At 59.4% G+C, this 15,942-nt stretch carries 17 protein-coding genes and 1 pseudogene; 12 read left to right on the top strand and 6 right to left on the bottom strand.

All coding sequences use genetic code 11. From position 1 onward, the window contains the following. The first annotated feature begins 18 nt into the window (after positions 1 to 18). The 3 genes from CU048_14030 (at position 19) to CU048_14020 (ending at position 3,034) form a co-directional block, all read left to right on the top strand. Positions 19 to 1,389, top strand: coding sequence for a UDP-N-acetylglucosamine-peptide N-acetylglucosaminyltransferase (locus CU048_14030; GenBank protein QBR72204.1), 1,371 nt, complete (start codon positions 19 to 21; stop codon positions 1,387 to 1,389). Positions 1,390 to 1,551: 162 nt separating this feature from the next. After that, complete coding sequence (locus CU048_14025) at positions 1,552 to 2,469, top strand: MBL fold metallo-hydrolase (protein QBR72203.1); 918 nt, start codon at positions 1,552 to 1,554, stop codon at positions 2,467 to 2,469. A 31-nt stretch (positions 2,470 to 2,500) separates the two neighbouring features. Beyond that, positions 2,501 to 3,034, top strand: a complete 534-nt coding sequence (locus tag CU048_14020) for a hypothetical protein (GenBank protein QBR72202.1) — start codon at positions 2,501 to 2,503, stop codon at positions 3,032 to 3,034. On the opposite strand, the gene CU048_14015 is transcribed toward CU048_14020, so the two are convergent. Together CU048_14015 and CU048_14010 are read right to left on the bottom strand one after the other, a co-directional pair. Beyond that, a complete protein-coding gene (locus CU048_14015) occupies positions 3,008 to 3,772 on the bottom strand; it encodes a DUF1499 domain-containing protein (GenBank protein ID QBR72201.1) in 765 nt (254 codons plus the stop codon). The two genes, CU048_14020 and CU048_14015, sit on opposite strands and share 27 nt — an antisense overlap. A gap of 39 nt (positions 3,773 to 3,811) precedes the next feature. Continuing rightward, positions 3,812 to 3,997, bottom strand: coding sequence for a hypothetical protein (locus tag CU048_14010; GenBank protein QBR72200.1), 186 nt, complete (start codon positions 3,995 to 3,997; stop codon positions 3,812 to 3,814). Here CU048_14010 and CU048_14005 point away from each other — a divergent pair. The 3 genes from CU048_14005 to CU048_13995 all read left to right on the top strand — a co-directional run bounded on the left by CU048_14005 (position 3,996) and on the right by CU048_13995 (position 6,874). Continuing rightward, positions 3,996 to 5,450: an amidase gene (locus CU048_14005; GenBank protein QBR72199.1), complete on the top strand. Its 1,455-nt coding sequence runs from the start codon at positions 3,996 to 3,998 to the stop codon at positions 5,448 to 5,450. The two genes, CU048_14010 and CU048_14005, sit on opposite strands and share 2 nt — an antisense overlap. A gap of 235 nt (positions 5,451 to 5,685) precedes the next feature. Then, positions 5,686 to 5,880: a hypothetical protein gene (locus tag CU048_14000; GenBank protein QBR72950.1), complete on the top strand. Its 195-nt coding sequence runs from the start codon at positions 5,686 to 5,688 to the stop codon at positions 5,878 to 5,880. Positions 5,881 to 5,944: 64 nt separating this feature from the next. Further along, positions 5,945 to 6,874: a metallophosphoesterase gene (locus CU048_13995; GenBank protein QBR72198.1), complete on the top strand. Its 930-nt coding sequence runs from the start codon at positions 5,945 to 5,947 to the stop codon at positions 6,872 to 6,874. A 58-nt stretch (positions 6,875 to 6,932) separates the two neighbouring features. Here CU048_13995 and CU048_13990 read toward each other — a convergent pair whose 3' ends face one another. The 3 genes from CU048_13990 to CU048_13980 all read right to left on the bottom strand — a co-directional run bounded on the left by CU048_13990 (position 6,933) and on the right by CU048_13980 (position 9,064). After that, positions 6,933 to 8,030, bottom strand: coding sequence for a beta-N-acetylhexosaminidase (locus tag CU048_13990; GenBank protein QBR72197.1), 1,098 nt, complete (start codon positions 8,028 to 8,030; stop codon positions 6,933 to 6,935). A 67-nt stretch (positions 8,031 to 8,097) separates the two neighbouring features. Then, positions 8,098 to 8,835, bottom strand: a complete 738-nt coding sequence (locus tag CU048_13985; protein QBR72196.1) for a hypothetical protein — start codon at positions 8,833 to 8,835, stop codon at positions 8,098 to 8,100. 10 nt (positions 8,836 to 8,845) lie between these two features. After that, on the bottom strand, positions 8,846 to 9,064 hold the full coding sequence (locus CU048_13980) for a cobalt transporter (protein ID QBR72195.1): 219 nt from the start codon (positions 9,062 to 9,064) through the stop codon (positions 8,846 to 8,848). A 51-nt stretch (positions 9,065 to 9,115) separates the two neighbouring features. Between CU048_13980 and CU048_13975 the strand changes: the two are divergent. Then, positions 9,116 to 9,232: pseudogene (locus CU048_13975) on the top strand (SAM-dependent methyltransferase). A gap of 152 nt (positions 9,233 to 9,384) precedes the next feature. Here the strand turns inward: CU048_13975 and CU048_13970 are convergent. Continuing rightward, complete coding sequence (locus CU048_13970; protein ID QBR72194.1) at positions 9,385 to 10,923, bottom strand: AAA family ATPase; 1,539 nt, start codon at positions 10,921 to 10,923, stop codon at positions 9,385 to 9,387. A 217-nt stretch (positions 10,924 to 11,140) separates the two neighbouring features. Here CU048_13970 and CU048_13965 point away from each other — a divergent pair, with 217 nt between their 5' ends. The 5 genes from CU048_13965 (at position 11,141) to CU048_13945 (ending at position 15,808) form a co-directional block, all read left to right on the top strand. Continuing rightward, positions 11,141 to 11,959, top strand: coding sequence for a cytochrome-c oxidase (locus CU048_13965; protein QBR72193.1), 819 nt, complete (start codon positions 11,141 to 11,143; stop codon positions 11,957 to 11,959). Positions 11,960 to 12,092: 133 nt separating this feature from the next. Further along, positions 12,093 to 13,868: a cytochrome c oxidase subunit I gene (locus CU048_13960; GenBank protein ID QBR72192.1), complete on the top strand. Its 1,776-nt coding sequence runs from the start codon at positions 12,093 to 12,095 to the stop codon at positions 13,866 to 13,868. Next, the gene (locus CU048_13955) at positions 13,865 to 14,527 is read left to right on the top strand and encodes a cytochrome-c oxidase (protein QBR72191.1); all 663 of its coding nucleotides are present in this window, start codon (positions 13,865 to 13,867) and stop codon (positions 14,525 to 14,527) included. The genes CU048_13960 and CU048_13955 overlap by 4 nt, the downstream gene beginning before the upstream one ends. A gap of 122 nt (positions 14,528 to 14,649) precedes the next feature. Further along, on the top strand, positions 14,650 to 15,372 hold the full coding sequence (locus CU048_13950) for a bb3-type cytochrome oxidase subunit IV (GenBank protein ID QBR72190.1): 723 nt from the start codon (positions 14,650 to 14,652) through the stop codon (positions 15,370 to 15,372). Positions 15,373 to 15,406: 34 nt separating this feature from the next. Next, a complete protein-coding gene (locus tag CU048_13945) occupies positions 15,407 to 15,808 on the top strand; it encodes a hypothetical protein (protein QBR72189.1) in 402 nt (133 codons plus the stop codon). Positions 15,809 to 15,942 lie beyond the last annotated feature (134 nt).

Genomic DNA, 15,942 nt, shown 5'->3' with positions numbered 1-15,942 from the left:
GCCCATGCAGGAACTTTCATGAAGCTGAACCTTGTCAGCCGCGACATGTGTGAGTGGGCCGGGCTCATCGATTTGCGCGAGGGCTTCCGCGCTAAACTCGCGCGAGGAGAATCAGGAAAGGTCTCGCCTTTCCTTCTGCTCGCCTTCTCCGGCATCAGTGCAGCCGAACAGCGCGCTTGTTCCGAACTCTGGATGAAAGACCGGCAGGCCGCCTGTGCAGCCGATCGCGCCGCCCTTGCTTTCACCTTCAACACCGCCAGCCGGCCCAAAATCCGAATCGGCTACCTATCCTGCGATTTCCACGAGCACGCCACTTCACTGCTTCTCGTGGAAATGTTTGAAGCGCATGACCGCGCGCGGTTCGAACTGTTCGCTTATTCCTATGGCGCCGATGACAGCAAAGGAATGCGGCCTCGTCTCGAAGCCACTTTCGATCATTTCATCGATATTGAAGCCTTGTCGAATATCGACGCAGCCCGCGCGATCCATACCGACGGCATCGACATCCTCGTCGACCTCAAGGGCTATACGCATAATACGCGGACGGCGATCCTGATGTTCGGGCCTGCCCCTGTTCAGGTCAACTTTCTCGGCTATCCGGGAACGCTCGGCACGACTGTCTGCGATTACATCATCACCGATCTTTTCCTCACCCCGCTCGCGAGCCGCAAAGACTACAGCGAGTCCTTTGCCTATCTGCCGCACAGCTATCACCCCCATGGCCGCAAGGGACGGATCAAGACGGCTCCCAGCCGCACTGACACCGGTTTACCCGCGCATGGCTTCGTCTTTTGCTGCTTCAATCAGGCCTACAAAATCACGCCGGAAATATTCGACATCTGGTGCCGCCTCCTGATCGAAGTGCCGGGCAGCGTGCTTTGGCTCCTGAAGAATGATATGGTCGAAGGAAACCTGAAGAATGAGGCGTTGTGGCGGGGCATTACGGCGGACCGGCTAGTCTTCGCCGAGGATAGACCGCAAATCGAACATTTGAGCCGGCTCCAGCTCGCCGATCTCGTACTCGATACTTTACCTTATAACGCCCATACGACAGCAAGCGATGCTCTTTGGGCGGGCGTGCCGCTCATCACCTGCGCCGGCGATACTTTTCCTTCCCGAGTCGCCGGAAGCATCTTGCACGCGATCGGGCTCGATGAGCTGATCGCGGCCGATCTCGACGCCTATTTTGAACTGGCTTTTGAACTGGCGACGAATCCAAACCGGCTGGCCATTGTCAAAGCCAAACTCACGGCGAACCGCTTGACCACTCCCCTTTTCGATATCGAGGCCTATACGCGCAACATGGAAGGGCTTTACGAGATCATGTGGCAACGCTATCGCGACGGCGAGGCGCCGGCCCAAATCGGCGTGTTTTCCGGCACCGACTAAAGCCCCCCCCCGGAGTTCCTTCGCTTTCCTACGCGTGTTCAAAACCGGCATCCTTGAAAAAATGCGGTTGCAGGCCTCTGCCAGGCGCGGGACGCAGGCCATATGTGATAGGAAATGCCGCGGTTCCTCCCGCCCGCCGTATGTTCCGCATCGGGACGCAAAATGAACGACCAAACGCAGGACAGCGAGATTTCCTTCGACCGTTCATTCCTGGGCGGCCCAGGCGAATTGGTACGGCTCTCGCCGTTGGTCCGCCGTATGGTCGCCGGCAACCCAGGCCCGATGACCTTTACCGGAACCTGCACTTATGTCGTCGGCAATGGCGACGTCGCTGTCATCGATCCGGGCCCCGAGGGTCCTGCCCATATCGCCGCCTTGCTCGCAGCCCTGCGGAACGAAAATGTGACAGCCATCCTTGTTACACATACGCATCGCGATCATTCCCCTGGAGCGCGCGCGCTGAAAGCCGCAACGGGGGCAAGGATCATCGGTTGCCCTCCACAGGACTTCACACAGCGGCCAATAGGCGCCGCCGTCGATGCCGCCCACGATCAAGACTATGCGCCGGACAAAATTCTGCGCGAGGGCGAGGCAATCGAAACCGCAAATTTTGCCTTGGTCTGCGTCGAAACCCCCGGCCACACGAAGAACCATCTCGCCTTTGCCCTGCCACAAGAAAAGGCGCTTTTTTCCGGCGATCATGTCATGGCCTGGTCGACGTCGGTCGTCTTGCCTCCAGACGGAACCATGCGGGACTACATGGCATCGCTTGAAAAACTCAGCGGCCGTAACGATAGGATTTATTGGCCAGGCCATGGCGGTCCTGTCAACGAACCGCAGCGCTACATACGTGCCCTCGCGCAGCATCGCCGAACTCGCGAAAAATCCATCCGTGCTCGCCTCGAGGCCGGGGACGAGACGATCGGCGCGATCGTGGCCAATGTCTACAAGGACCTCGACCCCGTCCTCACTTATGCGGCGTCCTTGTCGGTCCTCGCACATTTGGAGGATCTTGCCGAACGCGGGCTGGTCAGTACCGAAGGTACGGCGACGCTCGGTGCCGTCTATCGTCCTGTTTAGAGTGTGGGCTTCGGATTCGAGGGAAAAACCGATGGGTAAAGCGACGACGCAGGAGACCGTTTACGTCACCTACATAGCAACCACGCCTGAAAAATGCTGGGGCGCCCTCACTGCGAGCGAATTCACGACCCAATATTTTTTCGGACACCGTGTTGAGTCCGATTGGAAGCGTGGATCGGAATGGATATTGCGCAGTCCTGACGGAAGTGTGGATGTGAGGGGCAAAATCGTCGAAGCCGACCCGCCGCGTAAATTGATGGTGACGTGGATCCTGGAATCGGTCGAGGCGTTCAAGAATCTTCCCGAGGCAATCGTCACCTATGAGATTGAGCCGATGGGGGAAGTCGTTCGCTTGACCATGACCGAATCCCATCCGACGCCCATACCGGAACATTTGCTGGAAGGGGGACGGGCTGGCTGGCCCATTATTCTGTGTGGCTTGAAGTCACTGCTCGAAACCGGCCGGGTGCCCAAAATTCCGATGCCTCAACCGCCGAATCACCGGACCCATGATCCGCAGTTCATCCGAACCTTGCCATCACTTCTTGTCGACGACATTCAATAAGGCGGCCTCGAATTTTTCGATATTGCGGGGGTCGGCGCCAAAATCAAAGGAACCGAAACGCGAAACGGAACGGATGTCGATGCGCGTCTGACCGGCCAGCGGCCGAAGCCTCACCGTCACATCAGAGGGAAACCCGAAGATAAAACTGGTTGCAATGGCATCGACGTGACCGACGCCGACGCGTCCGCCGGGCGGCTTTTGTTCGACGATCTTCCAGCCATTTGCCGTGACCGCTTTTTGAACTGCGTCGAAGGCTTCGGGCGCGTCGAGATCGAGAAGGATCGGCTGGATATGAGGATAGGCCAAAAGCTGTGCCTTGCGCCTCGAAACCGGGATGCTTGGCGCCGTCACGTCGCCACGCGCAGCCAGCGCCTCATGCGACAGCGAAAAGGCGGGAGGTTCGGCAATGTCTGTCGAAATATCCGACAGATGCGGCAGGCGCAGAGTCCGTTGCGCAAGATAGGCCGGATAGGCCAGCAGCAAGGCGGCGAGGAGAAGCCCGCCAAACGCCTCTCCGGCCCCTTTGCGCCCGCTGCGCCAAATGATCACAAAAGCCAAAACCGCGGATAGAATCGCAACGCAGGCGATCAACGCAGCGCCGCCAAGCACCGCAAGGAGATCGAAACCGCGCCAGACACCCAAAATGCCAACAAGAGCGACCGCGAGCGAAAAAACCGCAAGACGCCGGCTGAGCAACGCAGCCCGGGAATAGGGCTCCTCGATGATTAGACGCCGCATTTCGACTGGTCCCTTTTGCGATCGACTTGGTGTCTGGCCTTACGCAAGCTGATCTATCCGCATTGGAAAAAAATCCAAAATCCTTGTATTCGCCGTCACGCCAATCCAGCCATCCTGCCCGCCGGCGCCTTTGCGCCGGCTCGGCAATCGATACATCCGGCCCCGATCCGATCTGAGCTGCACCGGCGGATCACGTTCTAGACCATTTTCACAAGGGCGAGTCATGCCAAATTTGTTCGATTCCGCTACCAATCTGCGTGCAGCGCTGCGCCGAGGGGAATTTTCCGCGCGTGATCTCCTGGCCGCCACTTTGGCGGCGATCGAGCGCCATAACCCGGCTTTGAACGCGATCGTCGTGATAGACGAAGCCTCGGCATGGCAGGCTGCCGCCACCGCCGATGACCGCCTCGCGCGGGGCGACGCCCGCCCGCTGGAAGGCTTGCCGGTAACGATCAAGGACTCCTTCGAGGTGGCCGGGATGCGAACCTGCGTCGGGTCCCCTGCCCTCGCCAATTACGTGCCGGTCGAAGACGCCAGTGCCGTCGCACGGCTTCGAAATGCCGGTGCGATCATTCTCGGCAAGACCAATGTCCCCCTTTTGACGGGAGACTTTCAAACCTACAACGCCATCTACGGAACCACCAATAATCCCTGGAACCTGGAGTTTTCTCCAGGCGGTTCCTCCGGCGGTGCCGCAGTGGCGATCGCCAGCGGCTTGAGCGCGCTCGAACTCGGCTCGGACCTCGCCGGGTCGATCCGCTGGCCGGCTCATTGCTGCGGCATCTTCGGCCTGAGAACGACCTGGAATCTAATCTCCACACATGGCCATATCCCGCCGATGCCGGATCTGCGCCTTGGACGCAATCCCGAGTTCACCGTCGCAGGGCCGCTCGCCCGCTCCGCCGCGGATCTGGCGCTAGCCCTCGACGTCCTGGTTGGACCGCGCGATCCCATGGCACAGGCCGAAGCTTTTGCTCCGGCCCGCAAAACTTTTCCAAAGGGTTTGCGCGTGGCGCTCTGGCTGGATGAGCCCTTTGCTCCGGTTGACGCGACCGTCGCCGAAGCCGTGCAAAAGGCGGCGCTCATGCTCGAAGCGGCGGGAGCCATCGTGGATAATACCGCGCGCCCGGCATTCTCCTTTCAAGAAGCATGGGAGGTCTTTGCCGTCCTGACCCATGCGATCATTGGCGCTGGTCTGCCGGAAAGGGTGCGGGAGAAACTCGCGGCCAGCGCGAAGGATTTCGAAATCGGGGACCTTTCCCAACGCGCTTTACAAGTGCGCGGGATGAGCCTGAGCGGAGCGGATTTCCTCAGCCTTCAGGCGCGTCGGTCTTATCTCCAGCAGGAATGGGCACGGTTTTTCGAGCGGACCGATGTCGTGCTTTGCCCGTCCGCTCCGACCGCAGCCATTCGCCACGATCATGCGGCCGATCCCCATCAAAAGCACATATTCGTGAATGGTCGGAAAACGCCCTATTTTGACCTCATGCATTGGGCTAGTCTTGCTACTGGATCCGGTTTACCGGCCGCTATAGCACCGGTAATGCTGGGAAAAGATGGCTTGCCGCGCGGCGTGCAAATTATTGCCGCCAGCTTCGAGGATCGCACGGCGATCGCCTGCGCGGCCATGATCGAGCAGCTCGGCGCGGGTTTTCGCGCCCCCGCGATGGGGTCCTGACTCACGGTCGAGCTTGAACGATAAATGACAGGAGATTGCAGCATTGTTATTCAAGCTTGGCCGACGAGCGCGTTTGCGCACATATAAAAATCGTCACATGTGTTTTCTAACAGTCGGAACAGCAGAGCTTCTCAATCATTTCGAAAAGTGAACGGTCGAAGTTACACAGCGTTAACTTCCTCACCACATGATCAAAGCTCCGCACCTCATTGCGCATCAGGCATGGACAAAAAAAATGGTAACCGAGCAAAACATTTCCCAACCTGCGGCCGCCATCGGCCGGTCCCGCGACCTCCTCTCCAAGCTTTATCGCGAAATTGGGATTTCGGCCGTCGCGGCAGCGCTTGAGGCAACCGCGCACAAGCCGCAAAAGCCGGCGCAAAACCGTAAGGATATTCCGGCCGTCCTCAGGGACGACGAGGCCGCGTAAGGAAACACGGCGACAAACACCATTTAATTTTGATGGTTTGGACGCCGTATTGTAAAGTTCGTTGATGACCAGCATAAGCCGACGGCTTTTTCTACAAGGGGCCGGCGCCGCGGTCTGGGCGAGCGCTGGCCTTAGCTCCTACGCTTTTGCGTTTGAACCCGGTTTACGTCTCAACATAACCTCCTATCGGCTGACCCCGCCAAATTGGCCTGATGGCTTGCTCCTCAAGGCCGTCGTACTGGCCGATATTCATGCCTGCGAACCCTGGATGCCGGCCAGCCGCATTCGCGGCATTGCCGAATTGACCAATGATTTAAAACCGGACGTCGTTTTCCTCCTCGGCGATTTCGCGGGTGGCCATCGCATTGTCACCGGGCCCGTGATGCCGGATCAATGGGGCGAGGCCCTGTCCGTCTTGAAGCCGCCGCTCGGCAGCTATGCGGTCCTTGGCAATCATGACTGGTGGCACGGCGCTCTGCCCGGGATGCCGGCCGATGACGCGGAAGGCGTTCGCAGCGCTTTGCGCGGGGCTGGCATCGCGGTTCTCGAGAACAACGCGCTGCGCCTCACTAAGGACGGCCGAGCCTTCTGGGTCGCCGGTCTCGGCGATCAAATCGCCCAGCCAAAGGCGCCAAGACGCTTTCGAGGGCTCGACGATCTCCCTGGCACGATGGCACAGATCCGGGACCCCGCTCCCGTTATTTTGCTGGCGCATGAACCTTACGTGTTCAGGCGTGTTCCGGACCGCGTTTCGCTGACCCTTTGCGGACACACGCATGGAGGCCAGATCAATCTTCCGATTTTCAGCAAAGACTATTTACGGTCCCACTATGGGATGGATCTGATCTATGGACATATCGTCGAAAGACGCCGCCATTTGATCATTTCGGCTGGCCTCGGCACATCCTATGCGCCGGTTCGCTTTATGCGGCCACCGGAGATCGTCGAACTGATCATCGGTGACGGACCAAACGGGACAAACCCGCAATCTTGAAGGCGTCCGCTGGCTCAAGCATGACCACCAAAACACAACAAATCTTCGGCCTGCCAGCCTAAACCACTTCGACGGTCGTCGCTTCGTACAAAGCTCCGGCGGCGGCGTGTTCCCGGAAGGTGGCGTCCGGCAAAGAATGGACCGCGTTGATCGATGTTCGCGCCAGCAGGCTTTCGATCCGCGCGCGCGACCGCGCCAAGAGGTCCGGGTCCAAACGGCCTGCTTCGACCGCCGCCAGGATCGCGCCGGCAAATCCCCTGGCGCGGCCGGCGTCGGTGAAATGCGCGCAGACCATGACCATGTCGCAGCCGGCCTCAATAAAGCGGACCGCCGCATCGGGGCTGTCGAACAGCCCCTTCATGGCGCCCATCCCAATATCATCCGAGATTGCAACTCCAGTAAAACCGAGCTCCTCGCGCAAAATACCGGTCGCAAAAAGATGCGACAGCGTTACCGGCGCATCGGGGTCGACGCTGGGAAAAAGAATATGCGAGGTCATCAGCATCGGAATGCCGGCTTGGATCGCCGCGGCAAAAGGCTTGATCTCGCGTCCGCGAAGGCAGGCAAGGCTGAGCGCTTGCGACGGCAGTCCGAAATGGGAGTCGATGCTCGTATCGCCATGTCCGGGAAAATGCTTGCCGCAGGGTATGATTTTTTCGGCCTGCAGCGCCTGCATGAACGGCAGCGCCGCAGCGATCACAGCCTCGGCCGTTTGCCCAAACGCGCGTTCGCCGATCACGGGATTGGCCGGATTGGTGTGAATGTCGAGCACCGGAGCAAAGCACAGGTTGATCCCGAGCGAAGCAAGCTCGCGCCCCATCGCGTGGCCGACCTCGGCTGCATGGGGTGCCCATCGCGCCGCATAGGCGAAGCGCGTAATTGGGGGCGGCGTCCGGCAAACCCTCCCACCCTCATGATCCATCGCGATGAACATGCGCTCGCGCCCGGTCGCCGCGCGAATGTCGTCGATCAACCGGGCATGGCTCTCGAGCCATGCTTCGTAAGGCAGGTCGTGACGAAAGTTGCTCTTGAACAGGATGACACCGGCAGGCCGCAAATCCGCAAGAAGCGCGCGGTCGCGATCATCCAAGACCGGCGAAGGCTTGAGGCCGATCAGAAAATGGTCGCCGACAGAGGCTAAGGATTTGGCGGGCATGTTCGGTCTGACCTCATTTCACAAAGTGCTGCCACCTTTGGGTGCTGGCGACCCCGCGGCAAGACGCTCAAGCGGAACGTGGCCGCGAGCACCCTTCCCCGAGACTAAACCACATATGCGTCATAGCCCCGAAAGCCAATCCGAGCGTGGTCCACAATATTGCGCGCGCCCCTAGGGACGCCACGCGAAAGTTCCAAAGAACGTTGGCCGGAAAATCGCTTGGAACCTCATCGACGGACGGCAGAGCCACCGCCGCCGAACCGACGATGGCGACAAAGACGGCAGCAGAAGCGAGCGCGCCATTCCAGGAGCCGAGGCGGGCCGCAAGCAGTTTGAGCAGCGTCGCGGAAAAAATCATCGCGAGCACGGAAATGGCGAGCATTCCGAAATAAACGGCAGTGCGCGCGGCGATGGTTTCGGGCGCGCCGATGGCCGGCGGATTGGAGGGATATTTCAGCTCCGGCACGAGCACCATGGCGACGAACCCCATGCAAGCCAGCAGGACCGACAGGATCCGCGGATCGTGACTCCCCAAGCGCCCATAAGCGAAGGCGAAAGCCAGGCTGAAAAAGCCGCCGATCGCCGCACCATAGACGGTGCTGGCGATCCAAAGTCCGGCCCCCCGCTGGACGCTTCGGCTCACGAGCTCAGGCTCCGCCATGTGTCCGGATGCCGACTCCGCAGCGCTTTCGTAAGCGATCGCACGTTCGATCGAAGGCTCGCCGGCGAAGCTTAAAAACCCCGCGGCGAAAAGACCCGCGATAATTCCTGCGAGCAAACCGCGCAGAAGAATCCCTCCGACCATGCGCGCGCCTTTAGTGACAGGGGAAACCCAGAAGATGACGCCCGTCATGCACGGTTTCATGCACATATTGGCCGGAGAGCAGAGCCGTGGCTCCCTGTTCGGCGCCGATAAAATAAAGGAAGAGGAGAGCCAGGGTTCCGGCAAAGGCCAGCCAGGGCAGAATCTCGCCGATAGGGATGGCAACCGGCCGGGTTGGGGCATCGGTTAAATTGATGATGTCTTGCCTCATGACTAACGTTCCATCATGTGTGGAAACAACGGCCGCGCGCGATTCGCCAGCGCCTTAGATCACGATGATTTTGGATTGACTCAATCCAAAATCATCGTGATCGATTCCAAAAGTTTAGAGCGGGATGCGGGCGGAAAACCGGTTTCCACTTTTCCTCATCCCGCTCTCGGGTGAGCTTGTACCCTAGAGCATGATCGGCGAATGGGGAAGCGGCCCCGGCAAAACTTCGGGGCGAAACCCTTGGTCAAGGCTCAAAGGCACGCTTTTCAAGCGTGCTTCGTCCGCGCCTGGTAAACGGCAGGTTAACATGAGCGGAAATTTTACGCGGCGCGAAGCTGCCGCGTGGTGTCGACTCGATAGGAGAGCGCTTCGGCCAGATGCAGGCTGCCGACTTCTTGGGCGCCATCCAGGTCGGCGATCGTGCGCGCCAGCTTCAAGATTCGATGAAATCCTCTCGCGGATAGATGCAGCCGCTCCGAGGCTTCCCGGATCAGGCCAAGGCCGCCCGCGTCGGGTTGCGCCACGATCTCGATCACATTTGCGGGGGCAGCGGCGTTCGACACAATCCCCGGCAATCCCAGCCCGGCATAGCGGCGAACCTGAATCTCCCGGGCGGCAGCGACGCGCTCCAGGACATCCTTCGAACCTTCGGACGGCGGCGGCAACATCAGATCGGCGGCGGCAACGGCCGGCACGTCGACATGCAGATCGATACGGTCGAGCAAAGGACCCGAAAGCCGCGCCTGATATTGCGCGATGCAGCGCGCATTTTGTTGCCGGTGACAGGTAAAGCCCGGCTCGGTCGCATGCCCGCAACGGCAGGGATTCATCGCCGCGACGAGTTGAAACCGTGCCGGGTAGACGATCCGATGATTGGCCCGGGCGATCGCCACTTCGCCGGTTTCGAGCGGCTGGCGCAGACTATCCAGGACCTGGGGCTGGAACTCCGGCAATTCATCGAGAAACAAGACCCCGCGATGGGCGAGCGAGATTTCGCCCGGCCGCGCCCGCGTGCCGCCGCCGACGAGGGCCGCCATCGAGGCCGAATGATGCGGCGCGCGAAAAGGCCTCCGGTCAGTCAACGCCCCGCCCGCAAGATCGCCCGCAATCGAATGGATCAGCGAAACTTCCAGCAATTCGCGCGGGGTGAGGGGGGGCAGAATGGAGGGGAGCCGCGCGGCGAGCATCGACTTTCCGGCTCCCGGCGGTCCGTTCAGCAATAGATTATGGCCTCCCGCGGCGGCGATCTCGAGCGCGCGCTTGGCGCTTTCCTGACCTTTGATGTCACGGAGGTCCGGCTGTGCCGCGGCTTGCCCCAGCACCGCGGGGCGCGGCCGTGCCATCACCTGAGTGCCTTTAAAATGATTGGCGAGCTGGATCAAAGACAGCGGCGCCAACACATCGATCTCTTCGCCGGCCCAGGCCGCCTCCGGGCCGCTGGCGTGCGGGCAGATCAGGCCGTGACCGCGCGCATTGGCGGCGATCGCCGCCGGCAGCACGCCGGCGACCGCGGTGATCGTGCCATCGAGCGCAAGCTCGCCCAGAACGGTATAATTCGCGAGCGCATCCGCGGGTATAGCCCCGATGGCCGCCATGACCCCAAGCGCGATCGGCAGATCATAATGGCTGCCCTCCTTGGGAAGATCCGCCGGCGCGAGATTGACGGTAATCCGCTTGGCCGGCATGGCCAGGCCAGAGGCGTTCAGGGCGGCGCGAACCCGCTCGCGCGATTCGGTAACCGCCTTGTCGCCCAGTCCGACGACGGTAAAGACGACATTGCCGTTGGCGATTTGCACCTGGACGTCCACAGGGCGCGCCTCGATGCCTTCGAACGCAACCGTCGCGACCCTGACAACCATCGCAAGCCCCCGCCTTCCAATTGGTGTAAGCTTAGCGGAGATCGGGCGCAGGCGCAAGAACAATAAGTGAACAAATTAAGTGATTTGGCCTTAAGGCCAGTCTGAACCACTCTCGGTGTTGTGCCGCCGAATCCAACACAGGAAGCTGAATTGAAGCTTTAAACTTTTCGTCGCCGACCCATATATCCGCAGGCTCAGAGGCAAGGATTATCGCAAGATGGCCGTCGCACTCATATTGGTCTTGGTCGCCGTGGGCTCCGTGCTGTTTCATTTTCTGAGCCCATGGTGGTGGACCCCCATCGCTTCGAACTGGCGCTATATCGACGACACCCTCACCATCACATTCTGGATCACCGGAGCCGCCTTCTCCGCCGTCATTTTGTTCATGGCCTATTGCCTGTTTCGTTTCCGGCACAAGGAGGGAAGACAGGCCGCCTACGAACCGGAAAACAAGAAGCTCGAGTCGTGGCTGGCCGTGATTACCGCGGCCGGCGTCGCGGCCATGCTGGCTCCCGGGCTGTTTGTCTGGAACCAGTTCATCACCGTGCCCAACAACGCAACCGAGATCGAGGTTGTGGGGCAGCAGTGGCAGTGGAGCTACCGGATCCCCGGCAGAAACGGGCGGCTTGGCACATCGGATGCACGATTTGTCAGTACCGACAATCCTCTGGGTTTGAATCCGGACGACCCCAACAGTCAAACCAATATCATTGTCGTCGGCGATGATGTGCATCTGCCGATCGGAAAGCCGGTGAAGGTATTGCTCCGCTCGCTGGATGTCGTCCACGATTTCTACGTGCCCGAGTTCCGTGCCAAGATGGATCTGATGCCGGGGCTGGTCAGCTACTACTGGTTCATCCCCACGAGAACCGGAAAGTTTGAAATCCTTTGCGCGGCCTTCTGCGGCATTGGCCATCCGGAAATGCGCGGCGCGGTCATCGTCGATAATGAAAGCGACTACGAAGCGTGGTTGGCAAAGCAGCACACCTTCGCGGAATTAACGCCGCAAACCAAAAAGGTTGAGCTTAACTATTAAGATCGGCATGCAGCCGGCGCCCGCTTTAAGTCTCCGCATCCCCTGAAGCTGAGCGTCGGAACAAGCGAAAAACAACAGATCGGCCGATGAGACAATTCATCGAGCCGCGTCGGCAACGGAGGAAAGCATTCCAATGGTCGATGTCACTGGTAACCCGATCGAGAACATTCCGCCTGCCGAGGTCGAAGACGTCGAGCTTTATCATCCGAAATCTTGGGTGACGAAATACGTCTTCAGCCAAGACGCCAAGGTCATCGCCATTCAATATGCGCTCACAGCAATGTCGATCGGCTATGTCGCCTTGGTCTTGTCGTGGTTGATCCGGATCCAGCTGGCATTCCCTGGCAGTTTTTCCTTCATCGATCCGAGCAGCTATTACCAGTTCATCACCATGCACGGCATGATCATGGTGATCTATCTGCTCACCGCGCTGTTCTTGGGAGGCTTCGGCAATTACCTCATCCCCCTGATGATCGGCGCGAGGGATATGGTCTTTCCCTATGTGAACATGTTGAGCTTTTGGGTTTATTTCCTCGCGGTCATGGTGTTGGTGGCGAGCTTTTTCGCGCCGGGGGGACCAACGGGCGCCGGCTGGACCCTATATCCGCCGCAAGCCATCCTGACAGGCACCCCTGGGCAGGACTGGGGCATCATTTTGATGCTCGCCTCCCTGATCCTGTTCATCATCGGCTTCACCATGGGCGGCCTGAATTATGTCGTAACGGTTCTGCAGGCCCGCACCCGGGGGATGACGCTGATGCGTATGCCCTTGACCATTTGGGGCATTTTCTCGGCGACCATCCTCGCCTTGCTGGCCTTTCCGGCCTTGTTCGTCGGCGCTGTCATGTTGCTGTTCGACAGGGTGTTGGGGACGAGCTTCTTCATGCCGGCCATCGTTCAAGCCGGGGAGCATTTGAAATATGGCGGCGGCAGTCCGATCCTGTTTCAGCACCTTTTCTGGTTCTTCGGCCATCCCGAAGTGTACATCGTCGCGTTGCCGGCCTTCGGGATCGTCTCCGATCTCGTCAGCACCCATGCGCGAAAAAACATCTTCGGCTATCGCATGATGGTGTGGGCGATCGTGGCGATCGCCGTGCTCAGCTTCGTGGTATGGGGCCACCATATGTATGTGAGCGGGATGAACCCCTATTTCGGCTTTTTCTTCGCCACCTCGACGCTGATCATTGCCATTCCAACCGCGATTAAAGTCTACAATTGGGTGCTGACCTTATGGCGGGGCGACATCCATTTCACCGTCCCGATGCTGTTCGCCATCGGCTTCATCGTCACCTTCGTGAATGGCGGCCTCACCGGCCTGTTTCTTGGCAATGTGATTGTCGACGTGCCGCTTTCGGCGACCATGTTTGTCGTGGCGCATTTTCACATGGTGATGGGGGTGGCGCCCATTATGGTTGTCTTCGGCGGGATCTACCAATGGTATCCGAAGGTGACCGGGCGCATGCTCAACGAGGCCATGGGCAAGTTCCACTTCTGGGTCACCTTCCTCGGGGCCTATGCGATTTTCTTCCCCATGCACTACCTCGGCCTGTTGGGCGTGCCGCGCCGCTATTATGAAATGGGCGAGACGGCCTTCATCCCCCCTTCGGCCACGACGTTGAACATTTTCATCACCATTGCCGCCCTGGTGGTGGGCTTCGCCCAGATCGTGTTCCTGTTCAATCTGATTTGGAGCCTATTCAAGGGCAAGGAGGCCGGCGGTAACCCCTGGCGGGCCACCACGCTTGAATGGCAAACCCCGCATACGCCGCCGGAACATGGCAATTGGGGCCGCGAGCTTCCAGTCGTCTATCGCTGGCCTTACGATTATAGCGTGCCAGGCGCCAAGCAGGATTTCCTGCCGCAAAACCAGCCTCCCATCGTCTCGGCAGCCACGGGCAAATTGCTGTGAATGCCGCTGTGCTTTTCTTGGCGGCGATTGGGGCTGTGGTCCTTTGGTGGTTGGCGCAACAGAGGTTAACGGCCAAGCCCTGGCTTGAGGCGGGCACCCTCGGCGATCTTCCTGATCCTGAATCCTCCGAGCCCGCCGCGAAGATTGGCTTATGGGTCTTTCTCGCGGTGGTTGGTTCCCTCTTCGCGCTGCTCATCAGCGCCTATTTCATGCGGATGGAAATGGGCGAATGGAAGCCCGCGCCCGCGCCAAAAATCTTATGGCTCAATACCGGCCTGCTGGTCCTGAGCAGTATTGCGCTGCAATGGGCGCGGCGGGCGGCCTGGCGCAGAAACATGGAGGGCGTCAGAGCCGGCCTCCTCGCCGCGAGCGTGTTGGCCATTGCCTTCCTGATTGGGCAGTTCTTCGCATGGCGCCAGCTCGATGCGGCGGGCTATTTTCTGGTGGGCAATGCGGCCGCTGCTTTTTTCTATCTGATCACCGGTGTACACGGGCTGCATGTGATCGGCGGCCTGGTCGCTTTGGGCAGAACCATGAACAAGGCGTGGCAAGATTATAGGGTGGACCCCATTCGCCTCAGCGTGGAACTCTGCGCAACATACTGGCACTTCCTGCTGTTTGTCTGGCTGATCCTGTTCGCTGTCCTGTTGCATCGCTAAAAAAGAATGGAACCGGCCAGCGATTTCATTTTTGATAGTTTGGAGTTTCTAGCCGGCCCCTGCTCGTTTTCACATGACCCTTCGCGAGTCGTGGATCATGCTTCAGAGAGGATCACGCGCCTATGACAGACCCTGCGTTGACCGACCCCGGAAAAAACCTGACGCCGCCGTCGAGCTGGCAAGACTTCGCCACCGATTGGTCCTCGGACCAGCGGGCGTTCAAGAACGTCCCCTGGGGCAAGGTCATGATTTGGATCTTCCTCCTCAGCGACACCTTCATTTTCAGCTGCTTTCTGATCTCCTACATGACCGTGCGCATGTCGACGACCGTGCCGTGGCCGAACCCGGCCGAGGTCTTCGCCTTGACCATCGCCGGAAAGAAAATTCCGCTCATCCTGATCGCCATCATGACCTTCATCCTGATCAGCAGCAGCGGGACGATGGCGATGGCCGTGAACTATGGCTATCGCCGCGAGCGCGTCAAAACCGCGGTCTTGATGTTGGCGACCGCAGCCTTTGGGGCGTCCTTCGTCGGCATGCAAGCGTTTGAATGGACCAAGCTGATCACCGAAGGCGTCCGGCCCTGGGGCAACCCTTGGGGAGCCCCCCAATTCGGCTCGTGCTTTTTCCTGATCACGGGCTTTCATGGAACCCATGTGACGATCGGCGTGATTTTCCTCCTGATCGTCGCACGAAAGGTTTGGCGGGGAGATTACGACCACGAACGGCGGGGGTTCTTCACCAGCCGGAAAGGCAATTACGAGAACGTCGAAACCATGGGGCTTTACTGGCACTTCGTCGATCTTGTGTGGGTGTTCATCTTTGCCCTTTTTTATCTTTGGTAGGTAGGATTTCGCCCCCTAAACGCAGGTTCGTGCAATGCTGTTTTTTTCTCGCTTCGGGTATCTGGTCGCGGTGTTTTTTATGGTGGCTGTCTTCATCGCGGGGGGAATCAGCACGGCCTATCATTTCAGTTATGAGTTGACCGGCGTTTTGTTGTTTCTGTTCTGGGGACCCTTGTGCGTCATTTTCGGACGGAAGCTCGACAAGCCGGAAAAGCCGCGGAGCTCGCTGCTTTGGATTCCGATGGAATATTGGGGCTATGGAATCATCGTCCTCGGCGTGCTGAGCGCTTACGTCACCTGGGATCAGATCGGACCGGAACTTCGCAAGGCCACCACTCAGGTCTATGCTGCGGGGGAGCAAGGTCGGATTTCCGATTTCCATGCCCCGCCCCATCTCTTCCTATATCAACGGGGGACAGTGAATCACACTTGCTGACGCACGTCATCACGTCAGGCGATTGGCTGGCAGCTGCTTAGTAGATAGCTGCCTGGGGCGCCACACGGGATGGGCTCTCTCGTTGGTCTCGTTGGGAAGGCTACCGACCTCTAGGCCGTCTCCTCCCCGTCGTT

The organism is Beijerinckiaceae bacterium (genome assembly GCA_004564215.1).
Taxonomy (GTDB): Bacteria; Pseudomonadota; Alphaproteobacteria; order Rhizobiales; family Beijerinckiaceae; genus Methylocapsa.
Note: the sequence above shows the minus strand (reverse complement) of the source record. Positions and strands in the feature narration are given on the sequence as shown.